The 15,785-nt window shown below is 52.5% G+C and carries 15 protein-coding genes; all 15 read left to right on the top strand.

Translation table 11 applies throughout. The features are described 5' to 3' along the window. The first annotated feature begins 33 nt into the window (after window positions 1-33). The gene (locus tag ACFOLF_RS05145; RefSeq protein WP_210041363.1) at window positions 34-453 is read left to right on the top strand and encodes a methylglyoxal synthase; all 420 of its coding nucleotides are present in this window, start codon (window positions 34-36) and stop codon (window positions 451-453) included. Further along, a complete protein-coding gene (gene bshB1 / locus ACFOLF_RS05140) occupies window positions 453-1,148 on the top strand; it encodes a bacillithiol biosynthesis deacetylase BshB1 (RefSeq protein ID WP_210041361.1) in 696 nt (231 codons plus the stop codon). The genes ACFOLF_RS05145 and bshB1 overlap by 1 nt, the downstream gene beginning before the upstream one ends. Window positions 1,149-1,233: 85 nt before the next feature. Further along, on the top strand, window positions 1,234-2,394 hold the full coding sequence (bshA, locus tag ACFOLF_RS05135; protein ID WP_210041358.1) for an N-acetyl-alpha-D-glucosaminyl L-malate synthase BshA: 1,161 nt from the start codon (window positions 1,234-1,236) through the stop codon (window positions 2,392-2,394). A gap of 2 nt (window positions 2,395-2,396) precedes the next feature. Further along, entirely contained in the window at window positions 2,397-3,764 is a 1,368-nt protein-coding gene (locus ACFOLF_RS05130; RefSeq protein WP_210041356.1) for a CCA tRNA nucleotidyltransferase, read from the top strand. Between the two features lie 23 nt (window positions 3,765-3,787). Further along, on the top strand, window positions 3,788-4,768 hold the full coding sequence (locus ACFOLF_RS05125) for a biotin--[acetyl-CoA-carboxylase] ligase (protein WP_210041354.1): 981 nt from the start codon (window positions 3,788-3,790) through the stop codon (window positions 4,766-4,768). Between the two features lie 295 nt (window positions 4,769-5,063). Beyond that, window positions 5,064-5,954, top strand: a complete 891-nt coding sequence (gene panB, locus ACFOLF_RS05120; protein ID WP_210041352.1) for a 3-methyl-2-oxobutanoate hydroxymethyltransferase — start codon at window positions 5,064-5,066, stop codon at window positions 5,952-5,954. Beyond that, on the top strand, window positions 5,951-6,832 hold the full coding sequence (gene panC / locus ACFOLF_RS05115) for a pantoate--beta-alanine ligase (RefSeq protein WP_210041349.1): 882 nt from the start codon (window positions 5,951-5,953) through the stop codon (window positions 6,830-6,832). The genes panB and panC overlap by 4 nt, the downstream gene beginning before the upstream one ends. A gap of 4 nt (window positions 6,833-6,836) precedes the next feature. Beyond that, window positions 6,837-7,220 (top strand): aspartate 1-decarboxylase, encoded by a 384-nt coding sequence (panD, locus tag ACFOLF_RS05110; protein WP_210041347.1) that lies wholly within the window; start codon window positions 6,837-6,839, stop codon window positions 7,218-7,220. 128 nt (window positions 7,221-7,348) lie between these two features. Further along, window positions 7,349-8,107, top strand: a complete 759-nt coding sequence (locus ACFOLF_RS05105; RefSeq protein WP_210041345.1) for a tetratricopeptide repeat protein — start codon at window positions 7,349-7,351, stop codon at window positions 8,105-8,107. Window positions 8,108-8,133: 26 nt separating this feature from the next. Next, window positions 8,134-11,037 carry an ATP-dependent DNA helicase DinG gene (dinG, locus tag ACFOLF_RS05100; RefSeq protein ID WP_210041343.1) on the top strand — a complete coding sequence of 968 codons (2,904 nt, stop codon included), beginning with the start codon at window positions 8,134-8,136 and terminating at the stop codon, window positions 11,035-11,037. Next, complete coding sequence (locus ACFOLF_RS05095; protein ID WP_379114585.1) at window positions 11,034-11,684, top strand: redox-sensing transcriptional repressor Rex; 651 nt, start codon at window positions 11,034-11,036, stop codon at window positions 11,682-11,684. The genes dinG and ACFOLF_RS05095 overlap by 4 nt, the downstream gene beginning before the upstream one ends. Next, on the top strand, window positions 11,665-12,966 hold the full coding sequence (locus ACFOLF_RS05090; protein ID WP_210041339.1) for an amidohydrolase: 1,302 nt from the start codon (window positions 11,665-11,667) through the stop codon (window positions 12,964-12,966). The genes ACFOLF_RS05095 and ACFOLF_RS05090 overlap by 20 nt, the downstream gene beginning before the upstream one ends. A gap of 32 nt (window positions 12,967-12,998) precedes the next feature. Continuing rightward, a complete protein-coding gene (locus ACFOLF_RS05085) occupies window positions 12,999-13,484 on the top strand; it encodes a cell wall elongation regulator TseB-like domain-containing protein (RefSeq protein WP_210041337.1) in 486 nt (161 codons plus the stop codon). A gap of 150 nt (window positions 13,485-13,634) precedes the next feature. After that, complete coding sequence (locus tag ACFOLF_RS05080; RefSeq protein WP_210041335.1) at window positions 13,635-14,171, top strand: hypothetical protein; 537 nt, start codon at window positions 13,635-13,637, stop codon at window positions 14,169-14,171. Then, a complete protein-coding gene (locus ACFOLF_RS05075; RefSeq protein ID WP_210041333.1) occupies window positions 14,164-15,690 on the top strand; it encodes an AAA family ATPase in 1,527 nt (508 codons plus the stop codon). Before ACFOLF_RS05080 ends, ACFOLF_RS05075 begins: the two co-directional genes overlap by 8 nt. The last annotated feature ends 95 nt before the right edge of the window (window positions 15,691-15,785 follow it).

Genomic DNA, 15,785 nt, shown 5'->3' with positions numbered 1-15,785 from the left:
TTCTTCTTGAATCGCGAGAGGAGAACGTTCAGGATGAATATCGCGTTTATCGCACACGATAGAAAAAAAGAAGAAATGGTCAATTTCGTCATTGCCTACGAGTATGTATTTAAAGACCATACACTTTACTCCACCGGTACAACCGGAACACGCATTATGGAGCAGACGGGATTATCGATTCATCGTTTTATGTCTGGTCCGCTCGGCGGAGACCAGCAAATTGGGGCGATGGTCGCGCAAAATGAGATGGACTTGATTATTTTTCTGCGCGATCCTCTCATGGCTCAGCCGCATGAGCCCGATATTATCGCCCTGCTTCGCTTATGCGACGTTCAAGGAATTCCGGTGGCGACCAATATCGCGACAGGAGAATTGCTGGTTCACTCGCTAGAGCGGGGTGAATTCGGATGGCGCGAATTGGTTCACAAATATAAACCGGGAGACCCTATATAATGGAAACCGTAGATATTCTGGCCTTTGGCGCGCATCCGGACGATGTGGAGATCGGGATGGGCGGAACGCTTGCCAAGCACGCGCACGCGGGCATCAAGGTCGCCATCTGCGACTTGACCCGGGCGGAAATGTCCTCTAACGGCACCGTGGAAACGAGGCGGCAGGAAGCTGCCGAGGCATCCGCGGTGCTTGGTCTATCCTCCCGCTCGTGTCTGGGAATTCCCGATCGGGGGATAGCCGGCTCACAGGATCAGCTGGAAGCGGTTGTGACAGAAATCCGCCGGCTGCGGCCGCGAATTGTATTTGCTCCTTATTGGGTGGATCGTCATCCCGACCATACGGACTGCAGCAGGTTGGTGGAGGCGGCGGTATTCAATGCGAAGCTTCGCAATTACCTGCCGGAGCTGCCGCCCGTTCAGGTGGAGCAATTGTACTTTTATTATATTAATGACAGCAGTGAAGTTTCATTGATTGTGGATATCAGCGAGTTTCAGGAGCAGAAGCAGCAGGCGCTTCGCTGCTACCGTTCCCAATTCGCCCCTCCCGGAGAGGGAGAAGACCGGGTGAGCACACCGCTCACGGACCGCTATACTCAGCGGGTGGAGGCACGGGACTTGCTGCTCGGCCAGACACGCGGCTATGCTTACGCCGAGGGCTTTGCAATCAAGACCCCACATCGGGTCACCTTATTTTAAACCAAAGAAGTACTGCAGCCGTTTCTTATTCAAGGTCATATGGTTACATAGATTCAAACATCAGCGTACAGCGGGGGTGTCAAAGGTGGAAAGACGTTTGAAAATCGGAATTACCTGTTATCCGACATTGGGCGGATCCGGGGTTGTGGCAACGGAGCTTGGCAAATTGCTTGCTGAAAGAGGACATGAAATTCATTTCATTACGCATAGTGTCCCATTCCGGCTTGGCCATTTTCAGAAAAATATTTTTTATCATGAGGTTGAAGTCAACGATTATTATGTTTTCCGTTATCCGCCTTATGACTTGTCTCTGGCCAGCAAAATGGCTCAAGTAGCCAAAATGCAAAATCTGGATCTGCTCCATGTCCATTATGCCGTTCCCCATGCCATTTGCGCTTATTTGGCCAAAGAAATGGTGGGAGAAGGTCTAAAAACCGTTACAACGCTTCACGGCACCGATATTACCGTGCTCGCACAGGATGAATCGCTGAAGGATTTAATCCGCCTGGCTATTAATAAAAGCGATGCCGTCACTGCGGTCTCCAATGATCTTATTCAGGAGACCCGTGATCTGCTGGATATAAATAAACCGATTGATCTGACCTATAATTTTGTCGACAAAAGGGTGTATTACCCCCGGGAATGTTCTTCGCTGCGCAGTGATTTTGTTGGCAAGAACGAAAAAATTCTCATGCATATATCCAATTTCCGGCCGGTGAAAAGGGTCAGTGATGTGGTGGATATATTTGCAAAGGTCTCGGAGCATGTACCCAGCCGTCTGCTGCTGGTGGGAGAAGGACCGGATCTGCCCAAGGTCCAGCATAAAATCCGCAGTCTTGGGCTCGAGAACAAGGTCCATTTTCTTGGCAAGCAGGATGATGTGGCGCATGTGATTTCCATTGCCGATATTATGCTGCTGCCTTCGGAGAAGGAAAGCTTCGGTCTTGTCGCGCTTGAAGCCATGGCGTGCGGTGTGCCTACGATCGGTTCATTTGCAGGGGGAATACCTGAGCTTGTTACACATGGAGAAACCGGTTTTCTCTCCCCGATCGGGGATACGGAAGATATGGCGCACCATGCCATTTCGCTGCTGCAGGATGAAACCATGTACCAGCAGTTCCGCGAAGCATGCCTCCATAGAGCGCGGACCCAATTCTGCAATGATCTGATCACGGCGGAATATGAGCGGATCTATTACCGGGTGCTTGGCATTGAAGCCGAAATTCCGGTTCCGGTGTGCGATTAATTGTGAGGAGCATATGGAACGAGTCCCTTACTGCTGCGCTCCCTGTTCTGCAAACCTTGGAATCCCATGGATTTGAAGCTGTATTTGTCGGCGGCTGCGTACGCGACTCGTTGCTTGGGCGTCCCTTGAAGGATGTTGACATCGCCACGGCAGCAACGCCGGATCAGGTTATGGAGCTGTTTGGCAGGACGATCCCTACCGGGCTTCAACATGGAACGGTCTCCGTGATCCTGAACGATGAGTTGTATGAAGTGACAACCTTCCGGACAGAATCGGATTATGAGGGCTTTCGCAGACCTGCCTCCGTGCAGTTCGTCAGCGAGCTGGAAGCGGATTTGCAGAGGCGTGATTTTACAATCAATGCCATGGCTTTGCGTTCAAATGGGGAACTTGTGGATCCTATGAACGGCATGGAAGATATCAGACGCGGTATTCTGCGCTGTGTCGGCGATCCCGATACAAGATTTCAGGAGGATGCGCTGCGAATGATTCGTGCGGTAAGATTCGCTGCCGAATTCAAGCTGCGGATTGCTTTGGGAACCTGGCGGGCAATGAAAAGACACCGCGGCTTGCTTGTCCATATTGCCATGGAGCGGATTGGCGCAGAATGCGACAAAATGGTTGGCGGTGCGCAACCGGACAGGGCAGGGGCTTGGCTGATATCAAGCGGGCTGATGGATTATACAAAAGCTCCTTTGCCTGCTGCCTTGAAGGATCGACGATGGACTAGGACGGCCGGAGAGATCTTCGCTGATTTTCCACATATCGTGGACCTGGATGACCGCTGGGCAGCTGTTTGCATATCAATGGCCTTGTCCAGGCAGGACGCGCTGCAGCTGTTCCAGGCCTTCCGATTCTCTGTCAAACGAACGGCGCATTTGTCGTCCGTTATTGCTGTTCAGGCTTCGATGATGGAAGCAATTGAAGCCTGCCTGCTGCGGGAGGACATTAAGCGGGACGAGCTGGACCGCAAGTGGAAGCTGTTGATTCTGCAGCAGGGCAAGCCTGCCTGCAGCGCATGGCTGCGGATTTCAGGAGTGCTTCCTATGCTCATAGCAGGAGGAATTGATAGCTCTGAGAAGCGGAATTCTGATACAGCTGATCACGGCAGGACGTTGACAGCCCGAAACGAATCTCTGATTGCTCACTTGGCCCATGAGCTCTCTGCTCTGCCGGCAGCTGAGTTGTCTGAGCTTGCTGTGGACGGTTCGGAAATTCTTCAGCGGCTCCGGAAGCCTGCCGGGCCCTGGCTGGGACTGCTGTTAAACAGGCTTCTCCAGGCTGCGGCTTTCGCAGAAGTGGCTAACGAAAAGGAACAGCTGCTGCAATATGCGGAGCTGCTATACAGGTCTAATTCACCGGAAGGCTGATCAAACGCCGGCAAGGAGCAGTTATGGATAATCGGATTATTGAGCTATTGGAGCAGCAGGAAGGCCGTTATTTATCCGGCGAAGTGTTGAGCCAGGATTTGAATATAAGCCGGACAGCGGTATGGAAGCATATCAAAAAGCTGGAAGCGATGGGTTATCAGATCGAAGCTTCGCGCAGACTGGGGTACCGGCTGCTCGGCAAACCTTCGAAGCTGACTATGCCTGAACTTCTGGACAAGCTGCGGGGTACCTCTTTCGTCCCCTCCATCAAGCTGCTGGATTCAGTGGATTCTACGCAAAATGTTGCACAGCGGCTGGCTGAGGAGGGCGCGCCTGAAGGGACGCTGGTTATTGCAGAGCAGCAAACCAGCGGACGCGGCCGGATGGGACGCAATTGGGTGTCGCCTTCAGGCAAGGGAGTCTGGATGAGCATGGTGCTGCGTCCAGGCATTCCGCTGCAGTTTGCGCCGCAGCTGACACTGCTTGCAGCGGTGGCGCTCTGCCGCGCGCTCAAGTCCATCGCACCGCTGGATATCGGCATCAAGTGGCCCAATGATCTGCTTATTGGAGGCAAGAAAATCAGCGGCATTCTGCTGGAGTCAACAGCGGAGGATGAACGGCTGCGCTATGTGGTGGCCGGAATCGGAATCAGCGTGAATCTGGAGGAAGCGGATTACCCGCAGGAGCTGCTGGAGATTGCTACCTCCCTGCGGATTGTACTCGGCCGGCCCGTGGAGAGGTCAGAGGTTATCGCCGCTTTCATTGTGCAATTCGAGCAGCTCTACACGGTCTACCATAAGGAGGGCTTCACGCCGATACGCACGTTGTGGGAAGCGCTCGCCATTACCCTTCATAAGCCGGCCAGATTGACCACGCCCTCAGGCGTTGTCGAAGGAATGCCGATTGGTCTTGACGACCGCGGGGCGCTGCTTGTGCAGTGCAGCGATGGTTCGGTAGTTCCCGTATTCTCCGCAGATATAAGCTTCCCGTCCGCGAACCGTTGATGGACGGGAAGACGTTTATTTGCTATACTCAAGGTATTCATCAAAGCTTGATTTCAGGGCGGTATCATTCTTGAAAAGAACCGCACCGATGGAATCAACTCATGGCAATCATAGTGGTTGTTTGATGTCTTTTGCATGGCAGTGCGTACTCTGCTCTGAGCCGTTAGGGACCGAGACAGAAGGAAGCCGCTTGTGGCAATCAAGACGTTCCTTTTTGGATGGGGACCTTTTTAGCGGCAGCTGAAAGGTTTTTTTGCGTTTATAAGCATACTACCAAGAAGGAGGAAGAAAGCTCATGAAACAACCGTTGACTATTACGAAGTTGAAAAAAATGAAGCAAAGCGGCGAGCCAATTTCAGTGCTGACTGCCTATGATTATCCATCCGCCAAGCTGGCCGAGGAAGCCGGCATCGACGTTATTCTCGTCGGCGATTCCCTGGGCAACGTTGTGCTTGGCTACGATACGACAATACCTGTAACACTTGATGATATGGTGTACCATTCCAGGGCGGTGGCCCGCGGTGCGCAGAATACCTTTATTGTAACGGATCTTCCGTTCATGACTTACCGGCTGGGCAGCGAGACGACGCTGCGCAATGCAGCCAGACTGCTGCAGGAGGGCTATGCGCACGCCATCAAGATGGAAGGCGGCGCTGACATCGCCGAGGAGGTTGCCGCCTGCGTACGGGCCGGTATACCGGTTATGGGCCATATCGGTTTGACGCCGCAATCGGTCCATCAGCTCGGAGGCTACAAGGTTCAGGGCAAGCTTCCGAAGGAAGCCCAGCAGCTGATCGATGATGCCAAGGCACTTGAAGCAGCAGGCGCGTTTGCTATTGTGCTGGAGCTTGTAACCGAGCAACTGGCGGAAGCCATCTCGGAAGCCCTGACCATTCCGACCATTGGAATCGGCGCCGGGCGCGGCTGTGACGGGCAGGTGCTGGTCTACCATGATATTCTGCAGTATGCCTCACCCTACCGGGAGAAACGCTTTGTCAAAACTTACGCGGATTTGGGTACGACTGTGCGCAATGCGATCGGAAAGTATGTCGCGGATGTGAAATCCAGGGCGTTCCCCCAGCAGGAGCATGTCTTTTTATCGGAGCAGGAGCCGCTTAAGCACTTATACGGAAGCAATTCGTCCGATTTGGAATCAGCCGGGAAGAAGGAGACGAAGGTCCCATGATCGTATCCACAACCCTGAATGAACTAAATCAGCAGCTCAAGCAGCGAAGACGCCAGTTTCCTGATGAAAAGATCGGACTTGTGCCTACGATGGGCTTTCTTCATGACGGACATGCAAGCATGATGAAACGGGCCAAAGAGGAATGCGGCTATGTCGTCTTGTCCGTCTTCGTTAATCCGCTCCAGTTCGGTCCAAATGAGGATTTCGATCGTTACCCCCGCGACCGGGAACGGGATACTGCGATTGCGGAAAACAACGGAATCGATTTATTGTTTATGCCAAGTTTGGAAGAGATGTATCCGAAGAAACCGCTGACCAAGGTTTTGATCAGCGAGGTAACGGAGCGGCTGTGCGGCGCCTCAAGGCCGGGCCATTTTGACGGAGTGGGAACCGTGGTCAGCAAGCTGTTCAATTTGATAAGGCCGGATCGGGCATACTTCGGAATGAAGGATGCGCAGCAGGTGGCGGTTGTGGAGCGGATGGTATTCGACCTGAATATTCCCGTGGAGATTGTCCGCTGCCAAACGCTGCGCGAATTCGACGGGCTGGCCATGAGCTCGCGCAATGTGTTTCTGAATGAGGGGGAGCGTGCCCAGGCTGTCATTTTGTTCAAGGCGCTGGAGCAGGCAGAGGGCTGGATAACTGAGCCCGGCATGACGGCTCCCGAGCTAAAAAAGCGCCTAAACGCTTTTATCGGGCAGGCGCCGCTTGCCGAAATCGACTACGCCGAGCTGCTGGAGTATCCTGATTTGAGCGAGCCGGGTGCGGATATGGAGCTCAAAAATTATCCTCATGCGCTTATTATTGCGCTGGCTGTCAAATTCGGGAAAACCCGGCTGATTGACAATCGTATCGTGGAACCGTATGGAGGTGCTTAAAACAGTGTTTAGGACAATGATGAAGTCAAAAATACACCGGGCAACCGTCACGGAAGCTAATCTGAATTATGTAGGCAGCATTACCATTGATGAAAATTTGATGGAGCTGTCTGATATCTGGGCCAATGAAAAGGTGCAGATCGTCAATAATAATAACGGCGCCCGTCTGGAAACGTATGTGATTCCCGGGCCGCGCGGCTCCGGTGTGATCTGTTTGAACGGAGCAGCGGCCAGACTTGTGCATCCCGGAGATAATGTGATCATTATCTGTTATGCTATGATGAGTGAAGAAGAAGCAAAAACCTACAAACCTAAAGTCGTCATCGTCGATGAGGCCAACCGCCCTGTGCAGACCATGACGGAAGAAATTCACGCCACAATTTTGTAAGCTGTCCAATCCTCGCCGCATGCAATGCCAAGCCTGTGTAACCTCTGGGATGGGGTATGAAAACAGGGGCCGGGGCAAAGAATGAGCATAACAAATTCACGATATCAAGTGAAGGTGGGATGCAGGCGATGATTAAACAGGTGTTTGGAACGCTGCATGAAACGTTGGACGAAATTATGATTCATTATCCTCATGCAAATGCCGAGCAAAAAAAACAATTGGATGAAAAGCTTGCTTTCCTAAAGGAGTTCAGCGACTGCTTCATTGAGCATTGGCTGCAGTTTGAAGAGAAAATGGCTGATTTCCGCGAGCTGCAGTCCGCTCAGCTTCAAGCTCCGGCTATGACGGCTGCCACAGCGCCTTCAGAGGAGCTTGCAAGCCTGCAGGAAGCCGAGAAGTACCTTCAGCTGCAGCAGCATCCGTTTGCTCCTTCTGAAGCGGCTGTGTGTCCTGCACAAGATGCGGCCGGAGAGAATGACGAGACAGCGTCTGAGCAGGCGATGACCAGGGGCGAAGGATACTTTAAACTGTTTATGTTCAAAGAAGCTGCCGAGCATTTTACGGAAGCCCTGCATTATTCACCTGAGCATAATGAGGCAAAGCTTTTTCTGGGAATGTCCTTTATGCATCTTCAGGAATGGCACGAGGCCCAGCGGCATTTTCAACTGCTTGTTGAAATAACGGATAATCCCAAATGGCGGGCTCTCGGGCTCAATGCGCTGGGATGCATACAGGCTGTCAGGATGAATTTGGAGCAGGCTGAGCGTTATTTTGTAAAAGCGCATGAATCCGATCCCGAATTTCCCGATCCCATCTCCAATATCAAGTCCTGCCAGCAGCATTCGGCCGGCCACTTGTCGTTATATTTCGGGAGCGGGCAGCTTTAGTTTTTGCGAAAGGACGTAATAGCCGGATGAATTATGCGGTACTGGATTTGGAAACGACCGGACATAGTGCCGGCGATGAGATTATACAGGTTGGACTTGTTATTATAGATGAATCGATGCAAATATCCCGTTCTTATAATTCATTCGTCAAGCCCACCATTGTGATCCCGCCATTTATTACCCAATTAACCGGAATCGATGAATCCATGGTTCAAAATGCGCCATCGGTGGAGGATGTGCTCCTGGAGCTCATTCCTCTGCTGGATGACGCTGTTCTGGTCGCGCATAATGTCGGCTTTGACGCCGGTTTTCTGAGCTCGGCGCTCGACCGCAGCGGCTATATGCCTTTTGCCGGAAGAAGACTGGATACCATCGACTTGCTGCGTGTCCTGTATCCGACACTCACCACGTATCAGTTGGGTGCGGTTACGGAATTATTCGGCATTGATCATGATCAGCATCACCGGGCTGACAGCGATGCAATGGCGACGGCTGAGCTGTTCATTGAGTGCTACAAGAAGCTGGAACAGCTTCCGCTTATGACGCTTGAGCGGCTAGTCAGCTTATTTGATGACGATATTGACGATATGGCCTGGTTTATCGGGCAAATGGTAACGATTAAGGAAATGCAGGCTTCCGTTGATCTGGATGCTTATACGTACTTTCGCCAATTTGCCATGAAGGCGGGTGACTGGACGGAGGAGCAGCCTCCACGAAGCGAGGCGGGTGAGGCGGAGTCGGTTCATGACTGGTCGTTCGATGACTTTTTGACGCATATAAAAGATGGAATTCGCGCTCTGAATCCCGGTTACGAGGAGCGGGAGCCCCAGAATATGATGTTTCAGGAAGTGATCGATGCCTTCGAGCACGACCATCATTTGATGATAGAAGCAGGCACAGGCACGGGGAAATCGCTGGGTTATTTGATACCGGCTCTATACTATGGTGTCCAGCAGGGCAAAAAGATAGTCGTCAGCACACATACCATTAATCTTCAGGAACAGCTCCGCCAACGCGATCTGCCGCTGCTGCAATCCGTTATGCCTTATCCTTTCAGGGCGGCTGTTTTTAAAGGCCGCGGGAATTATCTTTGCCTGCGAAAATATGAAGCCAAGGTGCAGACGCAGGATTTTGCTTCGCGCAATGAAGACAGGATCACAGCGGCTCAGATGGTGGTATGGCTGAGCGAGACGGAGCATGGCGACCAGGAGGAGCTTAATTTCGGCAACAGGGGCAGCGATTTCTGGAGCACGGTATCAAGCGACGCCGACTCCTGCCTTAACCGCAGCTGTCCCTGGTTCAAGCGCTGTTATTACCACCGGGCAAAGCAGGAGGCCAACATCGCGGATGTCGTGATCACGAACCACTCCATGCTGTTTACGGATATCCGCGCCGATCACCGCCTGCTTCCCGGTTACGATCATCTGATTGTGGACGAGGCGCATCATTTGGAGGAAGTGGCAGGCAAGCATCTGGGAACCCAGGTTTCCTATCATACCGTTCAGCATCCCATTGGCCGCTTGTGCAAAGATGCGCGTAATGGCCAGCTTATTCAGCTTAGGCACAAGCTGTCCAATGAAGATATGGAACGTACGGCCAAATGGCGCGAGCAAATCGATGAAGTCGTACCCGTATTTGGGGAACTCCGCGATGAATGGGACCGCTTGTTTGATATGCTGTTCACCTTTCTGGGCTTCGGTGCGGCAGGCGGCAAGCCGGGAAGCGCAATGGCTCAGGAGGCTTCAGGCGAATCCGGCCAGCTGGTACTGCGTCTGAGGAGCAGCCAACTGCCGGGTCAATGGTCGGAAGCACAGGCTGTGGAAGAGGTTGTCCATGGTTATCTGAGCCAAATTATCCGGCCATTGGATAAGCTCTTCACCGAGATCAAAGAGGAGCTGGATGATTCGGGGATTGCCGCGCTTGTTACGGATTTGAGCGGCACGGTCAAGGATCTGGCCAGAGCAAGGGATGATCTTCGCCAGTTTATGAAGGCCGACAAGAAGGAAATGGTTTACTGGATCGAAGCGAATAATAACTATCGGGCCAAGTCCATTCATTTGTACGCCGTGCCTGCAAATGTCAGCGAGCAGCTGCGCAATTATTTTTTTGATTTGAAACGGAGCGTTGTACTGACCTCGGCGACATTGTCGGTGCAGAAGTCCTTCCAATATGCCTGTGATCAGCTGGGTCTGAACCAGGATGAACAAAGCGGACGGCTTAAAACGGTTCAGCTGCCATCTCCATTTAATTACCGGGACCAGGCGCTGGTCATCATTCCGCGCAATTTTCCCGTATTGAAAGGAGCGGCGGGCGATCCGCTGTTTAATGAAATGCTCATCAAATCACTGGCTGAAGCCGCTATCCAGACAAAAGGGAGAATGCTGGTTCTGTTTACCTCCTACCGGATGCTGCGCCAGGTCTATGATCCGCTCAAGGAATTGCTGGCTCCAAGCGGAATTCAACTGCTCGGACAGGGAATTGACAGCGGGAACCGCAGCAAACTTACGCGCAGATTCCAGCAGCAGGCGGCATCGGTGCTGCTGGGAACGAGCAGCTTCTGGGAAGGGGTCGATATTCCCGGCGATGCGCTCACCTGCCTGGCTATTGTGAGGCTGCCTTTTCAACCTCCCAACCATCCGCTCGTTGAAGCCAAATCGGAGCTGCTGCAAGAGCAGAAGCAGAATCCGTTCATGAAACTGTCCATTCCCCAGGCGGTTATCCGTTTCAAGCAGGGGTTCGGACGGTTGGTCCGCACCAACCGGGACCGGGGGATTGTCCTGATCTATGATACACGGGTCATCGATACGTATTATGGCAAGTATTTTCTTTACTCACTTCCAGGGCCGAAGATTGAGCATATGCACTTGGAACAGATCGTTCCGCGAATCGGGGAATGGTTGTCCGTAGGTCAAGAAGGGGTGAAGTCATGAAGAAAATATCCGAAGCAGTCGTCCGCAGGCTCCCGGTTTATTTGCAGGTACTCAGCGATTTGAGCAAGAGGGACGTGCAGACGGTTTCCTCCCAGGAGCTTGGGAACAAACTGGATCTGAATCCGGCCCAAATCCGCAAGGATCTCGCCTACTTCGGTGAATTTGGACGCAAGGGGATCGGTTATGATGTATCCTATCTGATAGAGAAAATCCGCCAAATCCTCAAGCTGGACCAAGGTCTGAATGTCGGACTTGTCGGTGCCGGCAACCTGGGCCGGGCTTTGTGCAATTACAATACGTATTTAAAAGATAATATGAAAATTACCGCTGTTTTTGACGCTAATCCGGCCATGATCGGGGTAGCGATCAACAGTCTGGTCGTCATGCCCATGGATCAGTTGAAGGATATCGTCGTTGCCCGCAATATCCGCATCGGCATCATTACGGTACCTGCTGCAGAAGCGCAGAATGTAGCGGACGGATTTGTGGAAGCCGGTGTGGAGGGCATTTTGAATTTTGCCCCCACGATCCTTCGCGTCCCGGAGCATGTTCGTATCCATTATGCCGATTTTACGACGGAGCTGCTCAGCTTGGCCTATTACCTGGAAAAAGAAGGGGACGAAACGGATGAACCGGTTATGGATTGAGAACGGCACCTTTGTGACAATGAACGATAAGGCTCCCGTGTTGAAGGGGCATATGGTGGTTGAAAATGACCGCATCACTTATCTGGGCGAACAGCCGCCAAGCCCGCTGCCGGAAGGCGCGCTGCGTATGGACGGAAGCGGCCTCATCTTCATGCCTGGCCTGATAAATACGCATGGTCATGCGGCAATGTCGCTGCTGCGCGGCTACTCGGATGATCAGAATCTCCAGGTATGGCTGGAGCAGAAGATGTGGCCAATGGAGGGCAAGTATATCGATGAGGATACCCGGTGGGGTACTTCGCTTGCCGTGATCGAGATGTTGAAATCCGGCACCACGACCTTTGTGGATATGTACGACCGGATGAATATCGTGGCCGAGGTTGTGGAGCAGTCGGGTATCAGAGGGGTGTTGACGCGCGGCGTTATCGGCTTATGCCCGCCGGATGTGCAGACGGCAAAGCTGGAGGAAGCCAAGAGCTTCGCCAGAGACTGGAACGGCAAGGCGGATGGACGAATCACCACTATGATGTCCCCGCATGCACCCTATACTTGTCCTCCCGATTACATTGAACGCATTATAGATGCGGCGCATGAGCTCGATGTCCCGTTACATACCCATATGTCCGAGACGGCTGCAGAGGTGCAGCAGAATGTCAATGAATACGGCTGCCGCCCTGTCGAGCATCTGGATAAGCTCGGATTCTTCTCGCGTCCGTCGTTCGTTGCGCATGCCGTACATTTGACGGATGAGGAAATTTCCCTGCTTGCCGCGAAAAATGTCGGTGTATCGCATAATCCGGCCAGCAATCTGAAGCTTGCTAGCGGTGTAGCACGCGTACCGGAATTGATTCAGGCAGGTGTTACGGTTTCCTTGGGGACCGATAGCGCAGCCAGCAATAATAATCTGGATCTGTTCGACGAAATCCGGTTGGCCGCTTTGATTCATAAAGGCATCTCCGGCGATCCCACCGTTATTCCGGCGTATGAGGCATTGAAGCTGGGAACTGTGAACGGCGCGAAGACCGTATGGCAGGAGAAGGAGCTGGGCACGCTCGAGGTTGGCAAGAAAGCGGATTTTATCGCGCTTGACGCGGAACAGCCGCATTTTTATCCGCAGACCGATATGGTTTCCCATCTGGTGTATGCCGCATCGGGCCGCGATGTGAAGCATGTGTGGATTAATGGCAGGCAGGTGGTTTCCGGCGGTGTTTGTCTGCTCATGGATGAGGCTAAAATACGTGCGGAAGCACAGCAAAGCTTTGAAAGGCTGCTCCATCGGTAATGCGGAGGAACCGTCAACGGCGCCCGTCCGTCATGAGCAAGGGCAAGTGGTTCCTGTCTGGTATCGTAATCGTCATTCTGATCCTTGTCGGATTGAACATGTACTACCGCTCGGTGCAATCCTCGCTCTGGGAGGAAGAACGCAGCATAGAAGCATCGGCGGTAAAGGCTGGTGGGCTTAAGGAAGCGACCGATTCACACAAGTTTGTCTGGGATCAGCCTGTTTGGGTTGTGCAAGGAAAGGATCAGGACGGCGATGACGCTTATGTATGGATGACGAAGGAGCCGCTCAAGCTCAAAGCCAAAGAAGGCGTGTCCGAGTCGGAGATCAAATCCCGTTTTCTGCAAAATAAACCGGCGGCGGAGCTCTATCATATTAAGCTCGGAATGCTGGGAGGAGAGCCGGTTTGGGAAGTGTTTTATTCCGGCAAGGAAGCCTCTGCGCAATATAATTATTATGATTTTTATAAATTCAGAGATGGTTCATTCATCATCACTTATACATTATCTTCTGGATAAACACCTCGTAACAGGGAATGCAGCCGCAATCGGGCCAAGCATTCCCTGTTTTTTCTCATGCCTATCGGGTTGAAAATATGATATACTATCGTATAGCAAAGATGATAGATACAAATATATCATATCGTTCGGCAAAGGAGGCTTCATGCCATGAAAATTAAATGGATCCCCACTTTAATTACTGCTGTATTATCAGCATGCCTGCTTGTCGGCGGCTGGTATATGTACAGAAATATGGCAACTGTCAAACCATTTGAGCAGATTCTGTCGCAAATCCCCGGCGTAACGGAAGCAAAGCCGGACATTTATCAAAATAGCGTAACCGTTGAACTGACGCTGGACAAGAATGCCGATGTCAGAGAGGTATATGACAAGATCACCAGTGAAGGGAAATCCGTTATTGGCAGCCGCGAGCTTCGTCTTCAAATTAAGGAGGGCACCAATCAGGACAAGTTAAATGATGTATGGTCCTCCATGCTCTTTGGAATTGCCCAGGCGATGGATCACCGCAACTATGCGGATATTCCCCAGACGCTAAAACAGGCGGAGCAGCAGTTTGACGGCATTCAGGCTGCTTCGGAAATGGATAACGAGAATGTATATATCACGTTGAAAGACGGCGATTCCGTCAAGCATGTTGTCCTGCCGAGAGCGCCGGAGCAGTTGGGAGCGTGGCCGAATGCGTAATTATATCAAGGAAATAGCGCTTGGTTTTTTCCCGGTTCTGATTTTGTTTTTGCAGTTTATTGTTGGTCTGAATATGATTCCTCTTGTGTTTTTTATGGCTTTGGTCGTCGGTTTGTTGTATGTCGTGCGTTCCCGCGGCAATTTGGCAACGATTGGCGGCGAGCGCAAAGGCAAGCCAAGAGCGGCTGCGCCCCTTTCTTTTGACGAAATCGGAGGTCAGGAAAGGGCCAAGCAGGAGCTCGTCGAGGCGCTTGATTTTCTCGTGCAGGAAGAGCGGATATCCAAGTTCGGAATTAGACCGCTCAAGGGTATCCTGCTTGCAGGGCCTCCCGGTACAGGCAAAACGCTGCTTGCCAAAGCGGCCGCAACCTACACCGATTCTGTCTATGTTGCAGCTTCGGGCTCCGAATTCGTGGAGATGTATGTGGGTGTCGGCGCCAGCCGGATCCGCGATTTGTTCAAGGAAGCAAGGCAGAAGGCGGCCAAAGCCGACAAGGGAAGCGCCGTTATTTTTATCGACGAGATTGATGTGATCGGCGGCAAACGCGACGGAGGTCAGCATAAGGAATACGACCAGACGCTGAATCAGCTGCTAACCGAGATGGATGGCATTCATACGACCGACAAGCCGCGTATTCTGTTAATCGGAGCGACGAACCGCAAGGAAACGCTGGACAGCGCCCTGCTTCGTCCCGGACGGTTCGACCGGCATATCACCGTCGATCTGCCCGACAAGAAGGGCCGTGATCATATTCTGCGGATTCATGCCCGCAACAAGCCGCTGCATGACGAAGTGAATCTGGGGAAGATTGCGGAGGAATCGTTTGGTTTCTCCGGCGCCCAGCTCGAGAGTGTTATGAATGAATCGGCCATCTATGCGATGCGCGAGGAGAGCGAGGCTATCTCTCAGCGCCATCTGTCGATGGCGATCGATAAAGTGATGATGGGCGAGAAAACGGACCGCGAGTCGACCAAGGAGGAGCGGGAACGCGTCGCGCTTCATGAGCTTGGGCATGCCATCGCCGCAGAGCTGGTGCGGCCGGGAAGTGTATCGCAGGTAGCGCTGTCCCCAAGGGGGCAAGCACTCGGTTATGTGCGCCACAATCCGCAGCAGGACCATTACCTCTATACCCAGGAGTTCCTTGAAGGTCAAATTATGATCGCGCTGGGCGGGGCTGCGGCGGAAGAGTTATTCTATGGCGGCCGCAGCACCGGCTCGCGGGGCGACTTTGATCAGGCGATGAGCATTGTCCGGTCAATGGTGGAATCCGGCCTGACGGAGCTTGGCATCATAGACGGGTCCATGATGACGCCTGACCGCTGGGCGACCATTACCCGATCGATACTCGACGAGCAGATGGACAGGATCAAACAGATGCTTGCTGAACATAAGAAGGTTTTCCTGCATTCGCTTGATGTTCTTGTTGCCGAGGAAACACTGGGCGGGGATCGCTTCCGCTCCCTGCTTCAGAATAACGAAGCTGCATCGGATGAACAGGACCAGATGAGTATGGCCTAAAATTCATATTGAGAAGACGGACTTAGGGTCCGCCTTCTTTTTTTGCGCAAAAACGTTATAATTAAGATGATACCGATTGGCACGCTCACAAATCG

It is taken from the genome of Paenibacillus sepulcri (genome assembly GCF_042647105.1).
In the GTDB taxonomy this organism is placed as follows: domain Bacteria; phylum Bacillota; class Bacilli; order Paenibacillales; family Paenibacillaceae; genus Paenibacillus_Z; species Paenibacillus_Z sepulcri.
This window is presented reverse-complemented; position numbering and strand designations above follow the sequence as displayed.

What these genes read in the sequence shown, in the direction of transcription:
- ACFOLF_RS05145 (WP_210041363.1), top strand. Translation starts at nt 34, where the DNA reads ATGAATATCGCGTTTATCGCACACGATAGAAAAAAAGAAGAAATGGTC.
- bshB1 (WP_210041361.1), top strand. Translation starts at nt 453, where the DNA reads ATGGAAACCGTAGATATTCTGGCCTTTGGCGCGCATCCGGACGATGTG.
- ACFOLF_RS05125 (WP_210041354.1), top strand. Translation starts at nt 3,788, where the DNA reads ATGGATAATCGGATTATTGAGCTATTGGAGCAGCAGGAAGGCCGTTAT.
- panB (WP_210041352.1), top strand. Translation starts at nt 5,064, where the DNA reads ATGAAACAACCGTTGACTATTACGAAGTTGAAAAAAATGAAGCAAAGC.
- panC (WP_210041349.1), top strand. Translation starts at nt 5,951, where the DNA reads ATGATCGTATCCACAACCCTGAATGAACTAAATCAGCAGCTCAAGCAG.
- ACFOLF_RS05105 (WP_210041345.1), top strand. Translation starts at nt 7,349, where the DNA reads ATGATTAAACAGGTGTTTGGAACGCTGCATGAAACGTTGGACGAAATT.
- dinG (WP_210041343.1), top strand. Translation starts at nt 8,134, where the DNA reads ATGAATTATGCGGTACTGGATTTGGAAACGACCGGACATAGTGCCGGC.
- ACFOLF_RS05095 (WP_379114585.1), top strand. Translation starts at nt 11,034, where the DNA reads ATGAAGAAAATATCCGAAGCAGTCGTCCGCAGGCTCCCGGTTTATTTG.
- ACFOLF_RS05090 (WP_210041339.1), top strand. Translation starts at nt 11,665, where the DNA reads ATGAACCGGTTATGGATTGAGAACGGCACCTTTGTGACAATGAACGAT.
- ACFOLF_RS05085 (WP_210041337.1), top strand. Translation starts at nt 12,999, where the DNA reads ATGAGCAAGGGCAAGTGGTTCCTGTCTGGTATCGTAATCGTCATTCTG.
- ACFOLF_RS05080 (WP_210041335.1), top strand. Translation starts at nt 13,635, where the DNA reads ATGAAAATTAAATGGATCCCCACTTTAATTACTGCTGTATTATCAGCA.
- ACFOLF_RS05075 (WP_210041333.1), top strand. Translation starts at nt 14,164, where the DNA reads ATGCGTAATTATATCAAGGAAATAGCGCTTGGTTTTTTCCCGGTTCTG.